Raw genomic sequence first — 18575 nt, 5'->3', positions numbered from 1 at the left:
CGACGATCCGGTTCGGATTGAAACCCGACGGTCGGAAACTGAATGGTGACGCACCGCAGATTATTGACGTACGACACTCATGTAACCGGAAAGAGGTGCTAGCATAGAGCCACCAGTCGATCTCAGCATGCACCCTAACTAGTAGTCAGGATATGACCGAGCCAGAAGACCCCAGCCGTGAGCGCCTCAAGCACCACTTTGCCCAGCGGGTAATTCATCAGGCACGTCAGATTCTTGAGATATGGCAGCGCCTGCAACGCAGTGAGTGGTCCACTGCCGACCTCGCCGAACTGAGCGAGGCCAATCTGCGCCTGTTGCGTTTTGCCGAGCGTTTCGAACAGCCCGAGCACACTCAACTCGCCCATCACATCAGCCAGTCGCTGGAAGCGGTGGACGCCAATCGCGGGCGCCTGAGCAGCGGCCTGATCACCGACCTCAACCGTTTGATGCAGCGCTTGTCGCGCACCGGCCTGCGTCATGGTGATCAGCTCGACCAGACCTTTCTGCCACCCCTGCGCAAGCCTATCTACGTGATGCTTCAGGATCACGACCGCGCCGAGCGGCTGGCCAAGCAACTTGAGTTTTTTGGTCTCAGTGCCCAGGCGCTGGACAGCGTGTCGGCGTTTCGCTCCTCGATGGTCGAGCGCCTGCCGGCCGCCATCGTCATGGACGTGGACTTCAGCGGCGCCGGCGTCGGCCTGAAACTCGCCGCCGAAGCCCAGCAAGGTCTGGAAGAACCGTTGCCGCTGCTGTTCTTCAGCCTGCATGAAACCGACACCCCGACCCGCCTCGCCGCCGTGCGCGCCGGTGGTCAGGAGTTTCTCACCGGCACCCTCGAAGCCTCGAGCCTGCTGGAAAAAATCGAAGTCCTGACCTGCGTCGCCCAGTACGAACCTTATAAAGTGCTGATCATCGACGACTCCCGCGCCCAGGCGATGCACACCGAGCGTCTGCTCAACAGCGCCGGGATCGTCACCCGCACGCTGATCGAGCCGATTCAGGCCATGGCCGAGCTGGCGGACTTCCAGCCGGACCTGATCATCCTCGACATGTACATGCCAGCCTGCACCGGCACCGAACTGGCCAAGGTCATCCGCCACAACGATCGCTACGTCAGCGTGCCGATCATTTACCTGTCGGCCGAAGACGACCTGGACAAGCAGCTCGACGCCATGAGCGAGGGCGGCGACGACTTCCTGACCAAGCCGATCAAGCCGCGCCACCTGATCACCACGGTGCGCAACCGCGCAGCGCGTGCGCGCAATCTCAAGGCGCGAATGGTCCGCGACAGCCTCACCGGCCTGTACAACCACACGCACATTCTTCAGTTACTGGAAGACTGCTCGTTCCGCGCCCGCCGCGAAAACAAGCCGCTGAGTTTTGCGATGCTCGACATCGACCACTTCAAACGGGTCAACGACAGCCACGGCCACCCCATGGGCGACCGGGTGATCAAGAGTCTGGCGCTGTTCCTCAAGCAGCGTCTGCGCAAGACCGATTTCATCGGCCGTTACGGCGGCGAAGAATTCGCCATTGTCATGCCCGACACCGATATAGAAGCCGCGCACAAAGTGCTCGACGAAATTCGCCAGCGCTTCGCCGAAATCCATTACCCGGCCCAACCCCACGATCTGTGGTGCACGTTCAGCGCCGGGGTGGTGGAGATGCACGACGATTCCGACAGCCTGATGATGGCGAGCCAGGCCGACGAGGCGCTGTACCGCGCCAAGGGTGAAGGCCGCAATCGGGTGCAGACCGCGCGGGACTCAAAGCAAAGTGCCACTTTTTCACCGGATTCCACCGATTCGGTCATAACCCTGTAACAGAACCGCAATAAATTCAGGCGCTTACCATTTCTGCCGTTGGTAGCCGTCATGCGCCTGAAGTTGCTCACCAATCTCAACACGCTGTTGCTGGTCGCCGTCTGCGTGGCCCTCGGCGCCACGCTGTGGTGGTCGCAGAAAGCCCTCGAACGCCCTTATCTGCTGATGGAGCGCTACCTCGGGCTGTCCCAGCAATTTCAGAATGAAGTCGCGCGCAACGTCGAGGACTACCTCGGTAGCGGCGACGCCCTGCGCCTGAGCAGCGCCAGCCAGGCCATCGACAGCCTGCAGAAAGAGCTCGGCGAACTGCCGCCAGCGTTGGCCGACACCCTGCGCCCGAGCCTGTCGAGCCTTGAAGAATTCAGCAAGACCGACCTGCTCGCCGCCGGCAAGCTGGCCGGCGATCCGCAAGCCTTGCTGTTGCAGGCCGAGCGCGAACTGAGCGCCAGCCTCGATCAGCTCAGCACCTACGCCGGCGGCAACGCGACTTACCTGACGCCGCTGCTCGCGGCCTCTCAACATCTGGGCAAGTTGTCGCTGGCCCGGGACAAACTGGTCAGCAGCGGGCGCAGCGAACTGGCCGCCGACGTCGAACGCGAAGTCACCAACATCCGCACCCAGGCCCAGGCGATCGATGCCCTGCCCTTGCTTGGCGTGGTCACCAGCAGTGAATCCGGCAGCGACGATTTCGCCTCGATGATGGGCATTGAAAGCACTGAAAAAGCGGTCGCCGAAGATGCCGGCGTCGGCCTCAAACGCGAACTCAACAGTTTGCTCGGCCGTTACCCGGCAGAACTGGCCCGCACTCGCGACCAGATCCAGAAGCGCACTGAACTCAGCACGGCGACCCACCAGAAAATCGCTGCCGTTCAACAAGCCATCGCCGGTCTGGAGCCAGTGGTGCGCGCCCAGCATGGCCAGATCCAGAGCGAAGTCCGCCTGATGCAAGGCGTGATGATCGGCCTGATCCTGTTGATCGCCCTGCTGATCGACACCCTGCAGCGACGCCTGGCCCGTACCCTGACCAACCTCGCACCGGCGCTGTCGACCTGGGCCGAAGGTGACTTCAGTCGTGACATTCATCTGGGCAAGACCAACCGCGAACTCCACGACATCGAAGCCTCGCTCAATCGCCTGCGAGCCTATCTGGTGGATCTGGTCGGGACGATTCGCGGCAACGCAGAGCAAGTAGCGGGCAGCAGTCGCACCCTCGCCGATCTGAGCAATGACCTGCACAGCGGTGCCGAACATCAGGCCGGCGATACAGCACTGATCCGCGACTCCCTGAGCGAACTGGAAGCGACCATCCAGCAAGTGGCCGGCGATGCGCGTCAGGCTGCAGACGCCAGCCGTCACGCGGGACAGGCGGTCGAGCATGGGCAAAAAGTCATTGGCCTGAGCCTCACCGGATTGCATGCGCTGGTAGAGGAAGTGCAAGGCAATGCGCAGATGATCGAGCATCTGGCCGAAGAGTCGGCCACCATCGGCGGCGTGCTGACGGTGATTCGCTCGATTGCCGACCAGACCAACCTGCTGGCCCTCAACGCAGCGATCGAAGCCGCCCGCGCCGGGGAAATGGGCCGCGGTTTTGCCGTGGTGGCCGAGGAAGTCCGCTCACTGGCACAGCGCACCGCCGGCGCCACCGCAGAAATCCAAACCTTGATCGCCGGCCTGCAAACTGCGGCCCGACAATCGGTCGAAGGCATGCGCGCTCAGGTTGAACACGCCGAAGCCACAGCCAATCAGGCGCAATCGGCGGACGGCGCGCTGGACAAGATCGTCGGCGCGATCCAGACCATTTCCGACACGGCTGTGCGCATCGCCGATGTCACCGCGCAGCAAAGTAGCGCGGTCAGCGAAATCCGCGATCACAGCGAACGGATTCACCAATTGGGTGGGGATAACTTGCTGCGCATCGGCGAAGGACGCGAACAGGGCGAGAATCTGCTGGTATTGGGTGGGCAACTGCATACAGCGGTTCAGGCTTTCCGCGTCTGATCGCAACTCTGCGGGGTTTGGCGGCGCGAATGACCGGATCTGATCACTCAGTCACATATTTCGCGCAAACATCGGAGATCGTGCTGGCTATTGCAGAGAACTGGACAGTCACAAAGTCTTTGCGGCATAGTCGCCGGGTTCTGACGAAGGCTCACCCATAACAAGGAACACGCAGATGGCAACGCTACTGGTGCTGCACGGCCCCAACCTGAACCTGCTCGGCACCCGCGAACCCGGGACCTACGGGTCGACGACCCTGGCGCAGATCAATCAGGACCTGGAGCGCCGCGCCCGTGAAGCCGGCCATCACCTGCTGTACCTGCAAAGCAACGCCGAGTACGAATTGATCGACCGCATCCACGCCGCACGCGGCGAAGGTGTGGACTTCATTCTGATCAACCCAGCAGCTTTTACACACACAAGTGTCGCATTACGTGACGCGCTGCTGGCGGTGAGCATCCCATTCATCGAAGTGCATTTGTCCAACGTGCACAAACGCGAACCTTTCCGCCATCACTCTTACTTCTCCGACGTAGCGGTGGGAGTGATCTGCGGCCTTGGCGCCAGCGGTTATCGACTGGCCCTGGAGGCTGCACTAGAGCAGCTTGAACAACAAGCTATACGCCCCTGACCGACCCTTGGGAGTTGATGATTCATGGATATCCGTAAAGTTAAGAAACTGATCGAATTGCTGGAAGAGTCCGGTATCGACGAGCTCGAGATCAAGGAAGGCGAAGAGTCCGTACGCATCAGCCGCCACAGCAAGACCCCGGCGCAGCAGTACTACGCACCGGCTCCGATGCAGGCTCCGGCCGCTGCACCTGTTGCCGCTGCCGCTCCAGTCGCTGCCGCCGCTCCGGCTGCCGCTGCTGCTCCAGCGCTGAACGGCACCGTTGCCCGTTCGCCGATGGTCGGCACCTTCTATCGCAAATCTTCGCCAACCTCGCCGTCCTTCGTTGAAGTCGGCCAGACCGTGAAGAAAGGCGACACCCTGTGCATCGTTGAAGCCATGAAGATGATGAACCACATCGAAGCTGAAACCAGCGGTGTGATCGAGTCCATCCTCGTCGAAGACGGCCAGCCGGTTGAGTACGACCAACCGCTGTTCACCATCGTTTGAACTGCGGAGAGCCTTTGATGACTGCGAAGTTGGAAAAAGTTCTGATCGCTAACCGCGGTGAGATCGCCCTGCGGATTCTGCGTGCCTGCAAAGAGATGGGCATCAAGACCGTCGCCGTTTACTCCAAGGCCGACAAAGAGCTGATGCACCTGGGTCTGGCAGACGAATCCGTCTGCATCGGCCCGGCTTCTGCCGCGCACTCTTACCTGCACATCCCGGCAATCATCGCGGCCGCTGAAGTGACTGGCGCTACCGCCATTCACCCAGGCTACGGTTTCCTCGCGGAAAACGCCGACTTTGCCGAGCAGGTCGAGAACTCCGGTTTCGCTTTCATCGGCCCGAAAGCCGACACCATTCGCCTGATGGGCGACAAGGTATCGGCCAAGCACGCGATGATCGAAGCGGGCGTTCCAACCGTTCCAGGCTCCGACGGCCCACTGCCGGAAGACGAAGAAACGGCACTGCGCATCGGTCGTGAAGTCGGCTACCCGGTGATCATCAAAGCCGCTGGCGGCGGTGGTGGTCGCGGCATGCGCGTGGTGCACAAGGAAGAAGACCTGATCGCCTTCGCCAAGCTGACCCGCACCGAAGCTGGCGCGGCGTTCGGCAACCCGATGGTCTATCTGGAAAAATTCCTGACCAACCCGCGTCACGTCGAAGTACAGGTTCTGTCCGACGGCCAGGGTAACGCCATCCACCTGGGCGACCGCGACTGCTCGCTGCAGCGCCGTCACCAGAAGGTCCTCGAAGAAGCGCCGGCACCGGGCATCGACGAGCAGGCCCGCAAGGAAGTCCTCGCTCGCTGCGTCAAGGCGTGCGTCGACATCGGCTACCGTGGCGCCGGCACCTTCGAGTTCCTGTACGAGAACGGTCGTTTCTACTTCATCGAAATGAACACCCGTGTTCAGGTGGAGCACCCGGTTTCGGAAATGGTCACCGGTATCGACATCGTCAAGGAGATGCTCAGCATCGCCGCTGGCAACAAGCTGTCGTTCACTCAGGATGACGTGGTCATCCGCGGTCACTCGCTGGAATGCCGGATCAACGCTGAAGACCCGAAAACCTTCATGCCGAGCCCGGGCACGGTCAAGCATTTCCACGCACCAGGCGGCAACGGCGTTCGCGTCGATTCGCACCTGTACAGCGGTTATGCAGTTCCGCCGAACTACGACTCGCTGATCGGCAAGCTGATCACTTACGGCGCCACCCGCGACGAAGCCATGGCACGCATGCGCAATGCCCTGGACGAAATCGTGGTTGACGGGATCAAGACCAACATCCCGCTGCACCGTGACCTGACCCGCGACGAAGGCTTCTGCAAAGGGGGCGTGAACATTCACTACCTCGAGCACAAGCTGGCTGGCGAGAAGCACTAAGCGTCAGCCCGCCCATGACAAAGCCGCCTTCGGGCGGCTTTGTTGTTTCCGAAGGTTTCATCTGCTCACACATTACCCGCTCCCACAAAACCGTCGCGCTCGCGTAAACTTGCGCGCTTCTCGCAGGCCGCTAGGCTGCAATCAATCTTTTTCACAGGTGCCCGCCATGCCTTGGCTGCAAGTCCGTCTCGCCATCAGCCCAGAACAAGCCGAAACCTACGAAGACGCTTTCCTTGAAGTGGGCGCCGTTTCGGTGACCTTCATGGACGCCGAAGATCAGCCGATCTTCGAACCGGAACTCAATACCACCCCGCTGTGGGCGCACACCCACCTGCTGGCCCTGTTCGAGGGCGGCACCGAAGCGGCGCCGGTACTGGCCCATCTCGAGCTGCTGACCGGCAGCCCGCTGCCCGAGCATCACAGCGAAGTGATCGAAGACCAGGACTGGGAACGCAGCTGGATGGACGGTTTCCAGCCGATGCAATTCGGCCAGCGCCTGTGGATCGTGCCGAGCTGGCACGCCGCGCCGCAACCTGACGCAGTCAACCTGCTGCTGGATCCGGGCCTGGCGTTCGGCACTGGCACCCACCCGACCACGGCCCTGTGCCTGGAATGGCTGGACGGTCAGGACCTGAAAGACTGCAACGTGCTGGACTTCGGTTGCGGCTCGGGGATTCTGGCCATCGCCGCCCTGCTGCTCGGCGCCAAGGAAGCCGTCGGCACCGACATCGACGTGCAGGCGCTGGAAGCGTCCCGCGACAACGCCGGTCGCAACGGTATTGCCGACGAGCTGTTCCCGCTGTACCTGCCGGAGGATCTGCCGCAGGTCAAAGCTGACGTGCTGGTGGCCAATATTCTGGCCGGCCCGCTGGTTTCCCTGGCGCCGCAACTGTCCGGCCTGGTCAAGTCCGGCGGGCGTCTCGCACTGTCCGGGATCCTCGCCGAACAAGGTGAAGAAGTCGCCGCCGCCTACGCGCAGGACTTCGATCTCGACCCGATCGCCAATCGCGATGGCTGGGTGCGCATCACCGGCCGTCGGCGCTAGAATGACCGCCTGCTCAATCCGGATCGCCGCATGACCGACAGCTTCGTCACCCAGTGCCCGCATTGCCAAACCAGTTTCCGCGTCAGCCACACTCAATTGAGCGTGGCCCGCGGGGTGGTTCGTTGCGGCTCCTGCCTGCAAGTGTTCAACGCAGCCAAGCAGTTGCTCGAACAACGCGCAGGCAAGGAAGCAGTCACGCCGGTAGCGCCAGCCATCGTCGAACCGGCACCGGTCACCGAAGCACCGGTCGTCGCCAGACCACCCGAGCCAATCGAACCGCCTGAGCCGCGCACCATCAGCCAGAAGCAGTGGAGCGCCGCCGAGCTGGATCTGGACAGCCTGGATCTGGATCAGGAACTGGCCCGCCTCGAGCAGCGGGAAATCCAGCCGACCACCGAATTCGGCCGCCCGCGCGAAGAGTCTCTCAGCGCTCGACGCGACAGCCATGAGCCGGAAGACGAGCCGTGGTCGGACAGCCTGTTCAGCGAACCGGCGGACGAGCGGGTCAGTGAACCCGAGCATGAAACCGAAGCCGTCGATCCGGAACCGGTAAAACCGGAACGCACCGAACCGTCATTGTCGCTGGAACCAGTGGATCTCGATGACGAGCCGCCCATCCCGCAACTGCGCCTGCACGACCCGATCGATCATTCCGCGCGCCACGAACGCCTGTCGGCCAGTGACGAGACGGACGACGACCTGACACCGGTCGAGCCGCCGCGTAAAAAGCGCGAACGCAGCGAGCCCGGCGTACGTGCCGAAGTGCTGCAGGACCTGACCGACGACCCGCTGCAACTGGACTGGCAGAAACGCCGTTCGCCCTGGGGCCGACGCCTGCTCTGGCTGTTGTTGATCCTTTTGGCCGCTGGCGCTCTCGCCGGTCAGTACATCGCCTATCATTTCGATGAGCTGGCCCGCCAGGATCAATACCGCCCGTGGTTCCAGCAACTCTGCCCGCAGATCGGCTGCACGGTGCCGTCCAAGGTCGATATCGCCAAGATCAAGAGCAGCAACCTGGTAGTGCGCAGCCATCCGGAGTTCAGCGGAGCGCTGGTGGTGGACGCGATCATCTATAACCGCGCGCCCTTCTCGCAACCGTTTCCGCTGCTGGAGTTGCGCTTCGCCGACCTCAACGGCCACCTGATCGCCAGCCGTCGCTTCAAACCCGGCGAATACCTCAACGGCGACCTTGAAGGCATGGCGGAGATGCCGCCGCAGACGCCGATCCACATCGCCCTCGACATCCTCGACCCGGGGCCGAAAGCGGTGAACTACAGCCTGAGTTTCCACTCGCCCGAGTGAAACGCTTCACCGCTCCGGGTTTGACGGCAGTTTTCTGACTGGGCATCGACCGACCAAACCGGCGGTAATAACAGAATAACTGTTCAGATTTTGTTCAATTCAGCCTTTATCCAGTCATCGAGAGCGGGTATCATGCCAACCCTTTTTCGAACTCTCATGATCCGGCCCCACTTCAGGGAAGTCCTATGTCGGCGGTACGCATCGGCCCATATACATTGCAGAACGGCTTGATCCTCGCCCCCATGGCGGGTGTCACCGACCAGCCCTTTCGTCAGTTGTGCAAGCGATTGGGCGCAGGGCTTGTAGTCTCGGAAATGGTCACCAGTGACATGAGCCTGTGGAATACCCGCAAGTCGCGCATGCGCATGATCCACGAAGGCGATCCCGAGCCACGCTCGGTACAGATTGCCGGTGGCGACGCGCAGATGCTGGCGGATGCGGCCCGGGCCAACGTCGAACTGGGTGCACAGATTATCGATATCAACATGGGTTGCCCGGCAAAAAAAGTCTGCAACAAGGCTGCCGGCTCCGCGTTGTTGAAGGATGAAGCACTGGTTACCGAGATCCTGCACGCCGTGGTGGCTGCGGTTGATGTGCCGGTGACCCTGAAGATCCGCACCGGATGGGATCGCGACAACAAGAACGGCCTGACCGTGGCGAAGATCGCCGAGCAGGCCGGGATCACGGCGCTGGCGGTGCATGGCCGCACCCGCGCCGACCTGTACACCGGCGAAGCCGAGTACGACACCATTGCCGCGATCAAGCAGGCGGTGTCGATTCCGGTCTTTGCCAACGGCGACATCGTATCGCCAGAAAAGGCCCGCTACGTGCTCGACGCGACCGGTGCCGATGGCCTGTTGATCGGCCGGGCCGCCCAGGGGCGGCCATGGATTTTTCGTGAGATCGAACACTTCCTGCGTACCGGCGAAAAACTGCCGGCGCCGGAGCTGATCGAGGTGGAACGCATTCTGCTTGAGCATCTGGCTGCCCTCCACGCCTTTTATGGGGACGTGATGGGTGTACGCATTGCCCGAAAGCATGTGGGCTGGTATCTCGCAACCTTGCCGGGCGCCAAGGAGTTTCGCGCCCGTTTCAATCGTTTGGATGGTACGGAAACACAATGCGCCAACGTTCGGGAGTTCTTCGCCGAACGTTACAAGAGCCTGACAGGGGACGGAGAAGGGGTGGCCGCATGACGATGATGACCGAGACTTTAGTGAGTGGAACAACACCCGTGAGCGACAACGTGAATTTGAAACAGCACCTCAATACACCGAGCGAAGAAGGCCAGACCCTTCGCGGGAGTGTCGAGAAGGCGCTGCACAATTATTTCGCCCACCTTGAGGGCGCAGCCGTCACGGACGTGTACAACCTGGTGCTCTCCGAAGTCGAGGCTCCCCTGCTCGAAAGCGTGATGAACTACGTCAAGGGCAACCAGACCAAGGCCAGCGAGCTGCTCGGACTCAACCGCGGCACGCTGCGCAAGAAACTCAAGCAATACGATCTGCTGTAAGCATTCAATCAAACCAGAAAGGCGCCCGCGTAAAACCGGTCGCCTTTTTTGCTGACTTCCCTTGCTTTTGATGGAAATTGAGATGACCGACCAGACTACCCGCCTGCCGATCCGCCGCGCCTTGATCAGTGTTTCCGACAAGACCGGGATCCTCGAATTCGCCAGGGAGCTGGAAGCCCTGGGCGTGGAAATCCTTTCCACCGGCGGGACCTTCAAACTGCTGCAGGACAACGGCGTGGCCGCAGTGGAAGTCGCGGATTACACCGGTTTCGCAGAGATGATGGACGGGCGGGTGAAAACCCTGCACCCGAAAATCCACGGCGGGATCCTCGGTCGTCGCGGTATCGATGACGCGATCATGAACGAGCACGGCATCAAGCCGATCGATCTGGTAGCCGTCAACCTGTACCCGTTCGAAGCCACCATCAGCAAGCCAGGCTGCGACCTGCCGACCGCCATCGAAAACATCGACATCGGCGGCCCGACCATGGTCCGTTCGGCCGCGAAAAACCATAAAGACGTGGCCATCGTGGTGAATGCCAGCGATTACGCCAACGTCCTGGAAAACCTCAAGGCCGGCGGCCTGACCTATGCTCAGCGTTTCGACCTGATGCTCAAGGCGTTCGAGCACACCGCCGCCTACGACGGCATGATCGCCAACTACATGGGCACCGTGAACCAGGCTGCCGAGACCCTGAGCACCGAAGGTCGCAGCGAATTCCCGCGCACCTTCAACAGCCAGTTCATCAAGGCCCAGGAAATGCGCTACGGCGAGAACCCGCACCAGAGCGCGGCGTTCTACGTGGAAGCCAAACCGGCCGAAGTCGGTATCGCTACCGCCACCCAGCTGCAAGGCAAAGAGCTGTCGTACAACAACGTGGCCGACACCGACGCCGCGCTGGAATGCGTGAAGAGCTTCGTCAAACCAGCCTGCGTGATCGTCAAGCACGCCAACCCGTGCGGCGTGGCCGTGAGCCCGGACGCCGAAGGCGGCATCCGTCAGGCCTACGAACTGGCCTACGCCACCGACACCGAGTCGGCGTTCGGCGGCATCATCGCCTTCAACCGTGAACTGGATGCCGAGACCGCCAAGGCGATCGTCGAGCGTCAGTTCGTTGAAGTGATCATCGCCCCGAGCGTCAGCGAAGAAGCTCGTGCCATCGTTGCTGCCAAGGCCAATGTGCGCCTGCTGGCCTGCGGCGACTGGTCGGCTGACCGCGCTGCTGCCTGGGACTACAAGCGCGTCAACGGTGGCCTGCTGGTTCAGAGCCGTGACATCGGCATGATCGGCGCCGACGACCTGAAAGTGGTGACCAAGCGCGCCCCGACCGAACAGGAAATCCACGACCTGATCTTCGCCTGGAAAGTGGCCAAGTACGTTAAATCCAACGCCATCGTCTACGCCAAGAACCGTCAGACCATCGGTGTCGGCGCCGGCCAGATGAGCCGCGTGAACTCGGCACGTATTGCCGCGATCAAGGCTGAACACGCCGGTCTGCAAGTCGCAGGTTCCGTGATGGCATCCGATGCGTTCTTCCCGTTCCGCGACGGCCTGGACAATGCGGCCAAGGTCGGTATCACAGCGGTGATCCAGCCAGGCGGTTCGATGCGCGATGCTGAAGTGATTGCTGCTGCTGACGAAGCCGGTATCGCGATGGTGTTCACTGGCATGCGTCATTTCCGCCACTGATTTTCCTGCTTGATCGTGCCCACGCTCTGCGTGGGTATGCAGCCCCTACAGAATTAGCGTCATCCGAGGTTTTTGAAATGAATGTTTTGATCATTGGCAGCGGTGGCCGCGAACACGCCCTGGCCTGGAAAGTGGCTCAGGATCCGCGTGTGCAGAAGGTATTCGTCGCACCGGGCAACGCCGGCACCGCGATTGAAGCCAAGTGCGAAAACGTCGCCATCGACGTACTGGCCCTCGAGCAACTGGCCGACTTCGCCGAGAAGAACGTTTCGCTGACCATCGTCGGTCCGGAAGTGCCGCTGGTTGCCGGCGTCGTCGACCTGTTCCGCTCCCGTGGCCTGGACTGCTTCGGTCCGACCGCCGGTGCCGCGCAGCTGGAAGGCTCGAAAGCCTTCACCAAGGATTTCCTGGCTCGCCACAAGATCCCGACTGCCGACTACCAGAACTTCACCGAGATCGAGCCTGCCCTGGCTTACCTGCGTGAAAAAGGCGCGCCGATCGTGATCAAGGCCGACGGCCTGGCCGCCGGTAAAGGCGTGATCGTCGCCATGACCCTGGCCGAAGCCGAAGACGCCGTGCGCGACATGCTCGCCGGCAACGCCTTCGGCGACGCTGGTTCGCGCGTCGTGATCGAAGAGTTCCTCGACGGCGAAGAAGCCAGCTTCATCGTCATGGTCGACGGCAAGAACGTCCTGCCGATGGCCACCAGCCAGGACCACAAACGCGTCGGCGACGGCGACAGCGGCCCGAACACCGGCGGCATGGGGGCTTACTCCCCTGCCCCGGTGGTCACCGCCGACGTGCACCAGCGCGTGATGGATCTGGTGATCTGGCCGACCGTGCGCGGTATGGCCGAGGAAGGCAACGTCTACACCGGTTTCCTGTACGCCGGTCTGATGATCGACAAGGCCGGCAATCCGAAGGTCATCGAGTTCAACTGCCGTTTCGGCGATCCGGAAACCCAACCGGTAATGCTGCGTCTGCAGTCGAGCCTGGTGTTGCTGGTCGAAGCGGCATTGGCCCAGGCCCTGGATAAAGTCGAAGCGCAGTGGGATCCACGTCCGAGCGTCGGCATCGTGCTGGCCGCTGGCGGTTACCCGGGCGACTACGCCAAGGGCGCGACGATCAACGGTCTGGACGCGGCAGCGAGCCTGGAAGGCAAGGTCTTCCACGCCGGCACCGCGCTCAAGGACGGCAACGTCGTGACGGCCGGTGGTCGGGTGCTGTGCGCTACTGCCATGGGCGCCAGCGTGGGTGCTGCCCAGGAGCAGGCCTACAAACTGGCCAAGGCCATCGACTGGGAAGGCTGCTTCTACCGCACCGACATTGGCTACCGCGCCATTGCTCGTGAACGCGGCGAAACCCGGTAATAAGCTACGCTGTGTTTCCGGCAAGGGCCCTTGGTCCTTGCCGGACTGTTCCGACGCTGCGCATCGTTATATTCTGGCATCAACCTACGAAGGGATTTCGCCGTGCGCTGGCTCAGGATTGCCATAGGCTTCACCGTCACACTGTTGACCTTGCTCTGCATGCTTCCGGCCCAGGCCGCGCAAGGCAGTGGCTGGTCGGTATTGCTCGACGATCAGGGCAACCTCCAGCTGAGCGACATCCGCTCCACCCGCTACACCAATCAATTCAGCCCTATCGAGCTTGACCGCCTCACCGCGGCCGAACCCGATGGCGCGTTATGGCTGCGCTTCAGACTGGCGCCCGGCAAGCACGAACAAGTGCTGCGCATCTTCGCTCCCGACCTGTCACACCTCAATCTGTACGTGCTCGATGGCGACAGACTGATCGAGCAACGGGAAACCGGCACCGTCCAGGCCCAGGCCGAGCGCCCCCTGCCGAGCAGCGACTTTCTGCTGCCGCTGCCGCAAAGCGACAAGTCCCTCGACATCTACCTGCGAATGGTCTCCGACCACCAGTTACGTCCGTACATCACCCTGCAATCGGCCGTGATGGGCGCGGCTAATCATAACCAGACGCTGATCTACGGCTTGCTGTTCGGCTGCCTGGCGATGCTGATCCTGCACAACCTGATCCGCTACGCCTACACCCGCTCGCGCAGCAGCCTGTGGCTGGCAGTCTGTGAAGCGCTGCTGAGCCTGAGCCTGTTGCTGCTGCTCAACCTCGCCGGTCCTTGGCTGCCGAACTGGCACGCGATCCAGACCCCCGGCGCCTATCTGGCCCTGTTGCTGACCGCGCCGGCCGGCCTGATGTTCGCCTACCGCTTCTTCGCCCCGCTCGGCCCGCACCCGCTGAACAAGCTGCTGCTGGGCGACATCCTGTTCATCGTGATCTGCAGCCTGTTGCTGTTGTTCGTCAACACCCTGCCGCTGAACATCATCACCTACGCACTGGTGGCCCTGGCCGGGCTGAGCATGTTGCTGGTGGCGTTCTATCACTGGCAGAAAGGCTACCGCCCTGCCCGACTGTTCGTCGCCGCGATGGTGGTGTTCAACATCGGCACGCTGATCATCCTTCCGGCCTTGCTGGGGCTGACCCTGGTGGCGCCGCAGGGTTTGATCATGACCCTGATGGGCTTCATCTGCATCAGTGGCCTGTTGATGAGCATCGCCCTCGGCGAGCGCCAGCGCAGCATCACCGAAAGCCGCTTCAGCATCAGCCGCGACCTCGCCGCGAGCAACGCCGAGATCAATGCCAAGGCCGAATTCCTCGCCAAGATCAGCCACGAGATCCGCACGCCGATGAACGGTGTGCTGGGCATGACCGAATTGCTGCTCGGCACGCCGCTGTCGGTCAAGCAACGCGACTACGTGCAGACCATCCACAGCGCCGGCAACGAACTGCTGACCCTGATCAACGAGATCCTCGACATCTCCCGCCTCGAATCCGGGCAGATCGAGCTGGACGACGTGCAGTTCGACCTCAACGCCCTGATCGACGATTGCCTGAGCATCTACCGCGCCAAGGCGGAACAGCAGAACGTCGAACTCATCAGCTTCATCCAGCCGCAAGTGCCACGGGTCATCAGCGGTGACCCGACGCGTCTGCGCCAGACGCTGCTGAGCCTGCTGGAAAACGCCCTGAAGAAAACCGAAGAAGGCGAAGTGCTGGTGGTGGTTGCCCTCGATGAGCGCAGCACCAAACCGCGCCTGCGCATTGCCGTGCAGGACAGCGGCCAACCGATGGATCAGGAAGAACGCGACGCCCTGATGCACGCCGAATTGCACAGCAAGCACTTCCTGTCGGCCAACCGGCTGGGCGGCAATCTCGGGCTGGTAATCGCACGGCAACTGATTCGCCTGATGCAGGGCGAGTTCGGCATCAAGAGCGGCGCCAGCCAGGGCAGTACGCTGTGGCTGACCCTGCCGCTGGATCCCGATCGCCTGGAGCATCCGACCTCCGATCTCGACAGTCCGCTGCAAGGCGCGCGGGTACTGGTGGTCGACGACAACGACACCTGCCGCAAAGTGCTGGTGCAACAGTGCAGCGCCTGGGGCCTGAACGTCAGCGCGGTACCGTCGGGCAAGGAAGCGCTGGCCCTGTTGCGTACCAAGGCGCATTTGCGTGATTACTTCGACGTGGTCCTGCTGGACCAGAACATGCCCGGCATGACCGGCATGCAACTGGCGGCCAAGATCAAGGAAGACCCGAGCCTGAACCACGACATCCTGCTGATCATGCTCACCGGCATCAGCAATGCGCCGAGCAAGATCATCGCGCGCAACTCGGGGATCAAACGCATCCTGGCCAAACCGGTGGCCGGTTACACGCTCAAGACCACGCTGGCCGACGAACTGAACCAACGCAATCGTGGCCAGGCCGTGTTCCAGCCACAACCGACCGGCCCGGCCACGGCCGTCAAGGTCCCGAGCGATTTCCGCATCCTCGTCGCCGAAGACAACACGATCTCCACCAAAGTGATCCGCGGCATGCTCGGCAAGCTCAATCTGCAACCGGACACCGCCAGCAATGGCGAAGAAGCCTTGCAGGCCATGAAAGCCCAGCGCTACGACCTGGTGTTGATGGACTGCGAAATGCCGATCCTCGATGGTTTCTCCGCCACCCAGCAACTGCGGGCCTGGGAAGTCGGCAATCAGCGCATCCGTACACCGATCGTCGCACTGACCGCGCACATCCTCGCCGAACACAAGGAGCGTGCGCGCCAGGCCGGCATGGACGGGCACATGGCCAAACCGGTGGAGCTTTCGCAATTGCGTGAACTGATCGAGCACTGGGTGGCCCAGCGTGATCAGCAAAACCGCAGCACCGCACGTACGTCTTGATCAGCGTTGGACGCCAGCCTCTACCTCTGGCTTCCCGGGCATTTGCCGGATCAGCTCAGCGAACGGTTCCAGGCGCTTTTCCAGCACGCCTCGGATCGGCTCCTGCAGTACGGCAGACATATCCGCCTGGAAAAACTTTTGTTCGACGACACCCTGCACATCGGCCGATGTGAAGACCCTGGAAAACGGATTGACTGTACCGCCCTCTGAAGACTTCAGGGTGATATACACCGCGTTCAGACGAGGACCCGGTTGCGCAACGACGACCAGAAAACGAAGCAGGTCAACCGGCCCGGCCTCGTCCTCCGGTGCCAGTACAGGTAGCTGGATCCTCTCCCGAAGAAACACGATCAGCGGATCTGCCGCCGGCAACCCGGCAATGTCTTGCAGTACCGGCAGCCATTCACGGGCATCGACATCATCGAGCGACTTCTCCAGCAGCAGGGTCATCCAGTCCATGGCCGTCGCCGTGGCGTCCACCGGCGGGGCGAAGATGTCCCATGCCACTTTCCGTTGCAACCAACTGTCTTTCAAAACTTGCTGCCAGATCGAATACCATTCGACCTGGCTGGATTGAAGCCATTTCCGGGTGGCTGCCAATTGTGCAAACAAGACGGAGTGCTGAACATCTTGCTGTTCCTGGGCGGACATTCCTGACGGTAGCAAAACCAATGCTCCTGCATTGGCATAAACCGAGTATTGCATGTTCATCCATACCTCCAGCACAGGTGATAGATGACGGCGTATCGCACCGCCATCTATTTTCATTAAATCAGATTTCCCACTCGCTGATTTGCCTGACCGCACGATCACCCAACTTTCCAGCAATAATGGCGCGAGTCTTTTCAATAATGGACGGCACCATGGTCATATGCGATTCGCCGCGATACAGATCCACGGAGCTGCTATCCCAATTAACGAACAGCACTTTGGTCTGATTGGTTCGATTGATATAACGAACAGCACCCAAGGTCAAAATAACTTCCTGGCCAGCGGTTTCAAGGCAAGAACCCACGGCAAAACCCCCGGTGCCTTTTTCCTTAATGTTCTGGTCGAATACTTTCAACGGTTTATCCGAGTTCTGCAGCGAGGCCATCGCATCGGCAGCCACTTTCAGCAACAGTGCCGAAGTCGGCCCCGGAACCGCTGCCGCAGCGACTGCCGAGCTCAGGATCGTCAGGGCCAACTGGTCCATCGTGAAGCTTTTACCGGAGGCGGTGGTCGAGTCGTAATAACGCTTCAACACGATCCAGCCAGCGTCCTGCATGACCTGGAGGAAGATTTGATACCACTCCTTACCCTGATTATCGGCGGGGTACTTCTTGTTCGCCGCCAGCGATGCGAACAGATAAGTATTGAGTACATCGGCACGATTCTGATCGGACATGCCCGAAACAAAAGAAAGAATCGCATCCCCCACAATCGAAGCCCGGCTCGGTTCTTCAATATTGAAAGCCATCACGCCGGAAGCACTGCGCGAATTGATAATGATCTTTTCAGGCGTTACATCATAAGTACTCAGACGCTCCAGGCGATCGGCGAGAGTAACAACAGTATTTTTTTCCATGAGTAATTTCCTTAGTTTGTTTTTTTTCAACGAACCCTTCCTGAGTTCGCAAAACAAAACTACACAGCGAAAAACCAACTAACAAGCCAACAACCATTACCAATAGATAACAACAAACAGTCACAACAATACTTGCACGAAAACAACAAACAGCAACTTCACCACTACCAATCGATCACCCACAGCGATCTTGCCGACAGACCGTGCGGCGCCTGATAGACTCCGTTCAACTTTCGTCGGCGCGAGTTTCAATCATGCTCCATGTGTTGTTCAGCGTTTACCTGAAGATGCTGGTGCTCTACAGCCCGTTCTTCGTGTTGTCCTGCTTCATCAGCCTGACCCGGGGGTATTCGCGCAAGGAACAACGGCGCCTGGCCTGGAAAGTAGCGATCGCCACCCTGGTGTCGAGCGTGTTGCTGTATCTGTTCGGACGGGTGATCTTCGACGTGTTCGGCATCACCGTGGATGCGTTCCGCATCGGTGCCGGCAGCGTGCTGTTCATCTCGGCGCTGGGCATGGCGCAGGGCAAGTCGGCGGTGCAGACCGACAACGTGCAGCAGGATGTAACGATTGTTCCGCTGACCATTCCACTGACCGTCGGCCCCGGCACCATCGGTGCATTGCTGGTGATGGGCGTCAGCCAGCCGCACTGGGATGACAAGCTGATCGCGATCATGAGTATCGCCCTCGCCAGTTTCACGGTTGGAGTGGTGCTTTACCTGTCGAACCGCATCGAGCGGATTCTCGGCGACCAGGGCCTGCAGATCGTCAGCCGCCTGATGGGGTTGTTCGTATGTGCGCTGGCGGCGCAGATCATCTTCACCGGAGTCAAAGGCTACCTGGTGCCTTGAACCCTGTAACGAAAAGACCGCCGACAGTATCGTCGGCGGT

The 18575-nt window shown here is 61.0% G+C and carries 15 protein-coding genes; 13 read left to right on the top strand and 2 right to left on the bottom strand.

Going from position 1 to position 18575, the window contains the following annotated elements; all coding sequences use genetic code 11:
• Positions 1–152: 152 nt before the first annotated feature.
• The 12 genes from gcbA (at position 153) to IF199_RS03215 (ending at position 16117) form a co-directional block, all read left to right on the top strand.
• On the top strand, positions 153–1823 hold the full coding sequence (gene gcbA / locus IF199_RS03270) for a diguanylate cyclase GcbA (RefSeq protein ID WP_096819737.1): 1671 nt from the start codon (positions 153–155) through the stop codon (positions 1821–1823).
• 51 nt (positions 1824–1874) lie between these two features.
• Complete coding sequence (locus IF199_RS03265; protein ID WP_192559669.1) at positions 1875–3821, top strand: methyl-accepting chemotaxis protein; 1947 nt, start codon at positions 1875–1877, stop codon at positions 3819–3821.
• Positions 3822–3996: 175 nt separating this feature from the next.
• Positions 3997–4452, top strand: coding sequence for a type II 3-dehydroquinate dehydratase (gene aroQ, locus IF199_RS03260; protein WP_096819739.1), 456 nt, complete (start codon positions 3997–3999; stop codon positions 4450–4452).
• Positions 4453–4476: 24 nt separating this feature from the next.
• Complete coding sequence (gene accB, locus IF199_RS03255; protein WP_096819740.1) at positions 4477–4941, top strand: acetyl-CoA carboxylase biotin carboxyl carrier protein; 465 nt, start codon at positions 4477–4479, stop codon at positions 4939–4941.
• A 17-nt stretch (positions 4942–4958) separates the two neighbouring features.
• Complete coding sequence (gene accC, locus IF199_RS03250; RefSeq protein ID WP_096819741.1) at positions 4959–6317, top strand: acetyl-CoA carboxylase biotin carboxylase subunit; 1359 nt, start codon at positions 4959–4961, stop codon at positions 6315–6317.
• 166 nt (positions 6318–6483) lie between these two features.
• Positions 6484–7362, top strand: coding sequence for a 50S ribosomal protein L11 methyltransferase (gene prmA / locus IF199_RS03245; protein ID WP_085732735.1), 879 nt, complete (start codon positions 6484–6486; stop codon positions 7360–7362).
• A 30-nt stretch (positions 7363–7392) separates the two neighbouring features.
• Positions 7393–8664: a DUF3426 domain-containing protein gene (locus tag IF199_RS03240; RefSeq protein WP_192559668.1), complete on the top strand. Its 1272-nt coding sequence runs from the start codon at positions 7393–7395 to the stop codon at positions 8662–8664.
• Between the two features lie 185 nt (positions 8665–8849).
• Positions 8850–9860, top strand: coding sequence for a tRNA dihydrouridine synthase DusB (gene dusB / locus IF199_RS03235; RefSeq protein WP_085732733.1), 1011 nt, complete (start codon positions 8850–8852; stop codon positions 9858–9860).
• Positions 9857–10177, top strand: a complete 321-nt coding sequence (fis, locus tag IF199_RS03230; RefSeq protein WP_003186237.1) for a DNA-binding transcriptional regulator Fis — start codon at positions 9857–9859, stop codon at positions 10175–10177. The genes dusB and fis overlap by 4 nt, the downstream gene beginning before the upstream one ends.
• A gap of 82 nt (positions 10178–10259) precedes the next feature.
• The gene (gene purH, locus IF199_RS03225) at positions 10260–11867 is read left to right on the top strand and encodes a bifunctional phosphoribosylaminoimidazolecarboxamide formyltransferase/IMP cyclohydrolase (RefSeq protein WP_102620083.1); all 1608 of its coding nucleotides are present in this window, start codon (positions 10260–10262) and stop codon (positions 11865–11867) included.
• Positions 11868–11944: 77 nt separating this feature from the next.
• Positions 11945–13237, top strand: a complete 1293-nt coding sequence (gene purD, locus IF199_RS03220) for a phosphoribosylamine--glycine ligase (RefSeq protein WP_096819744.1) — start codon at positions 11945–11947, stop codon at positions 13235–13237.
• 102 nt (positions 13238–13339) lie between these two features.
• Positions 13340–16117 (top strand): hybrid sensor histidine kinase/response regulator, encoded by a 2778-nt coding sequence (locus IF199_RS03215; RefSeq protein WP_192559667.1) that lies wholly within the window; start codon positions 13340–13342, stop codon positions 16115–16117.
• Here IF199_RS03215 and IF199_RS03210 read toward each other — a convergent pair whose 3' ends face one another.
• Together IF199_RS03210 and IF199_RS03205 are read right to left on the bottom strand one after the other, a co-directional pair.
• Positions 16118–16828, bottom strand: a complete 711-nt coding sequence (locus tag IF199_RS03210) for a hypothetical protein (protein WP_192559666.1) — start codon at positions 16826–16828, stop codon at positions 16118–16120.
• A gap of 61 nt (positions 16829–16889) precedes the next feature.
• Positions 16890–17684 carry a hypothetical protein gene (locus IF199_RS03205; protein WP_192559665.1) on the bottom strand — a complete coding sequence of 265 codons (795 nt, stop codon included), beginning with the start codon at positions 17682–17684 and terminating at the stop codon, positions 16890–16892.
• A gap of 254 nt (positions 17685–17938) precedes the next feature.
• On the opposite strand from IF199_RS03205, the gene IF199_RS03200 reads away from it, so the two are divergent.
• A complete protein-coding gene (locus IF199_RS03200) occupies positions 17939–18535 on the top strand; it encodes a MarC family protein (protein WP_096819748.1) in 597 nt (198 codons plus the stop codon).
• The last annotated feature ends 40 nt before the right edge of the window (positions 18536–18575 follow it).

The organism is Pseudomonas allokribbensis (assembly GCF_014863605.1).
Classification (GTDB): domain Bacteria; phylum Pseudomonadota; class Gammaproteobacteria; order Pseudomonadales; family Pseudomonadaceae; genus Aquipseudomonas; species Aquipseudomonas allokribbensis.
Note: the sequence above shows the minus strand (reverse complement) of the source record. Positions and strands in the feature narration are given on the sequence as shown.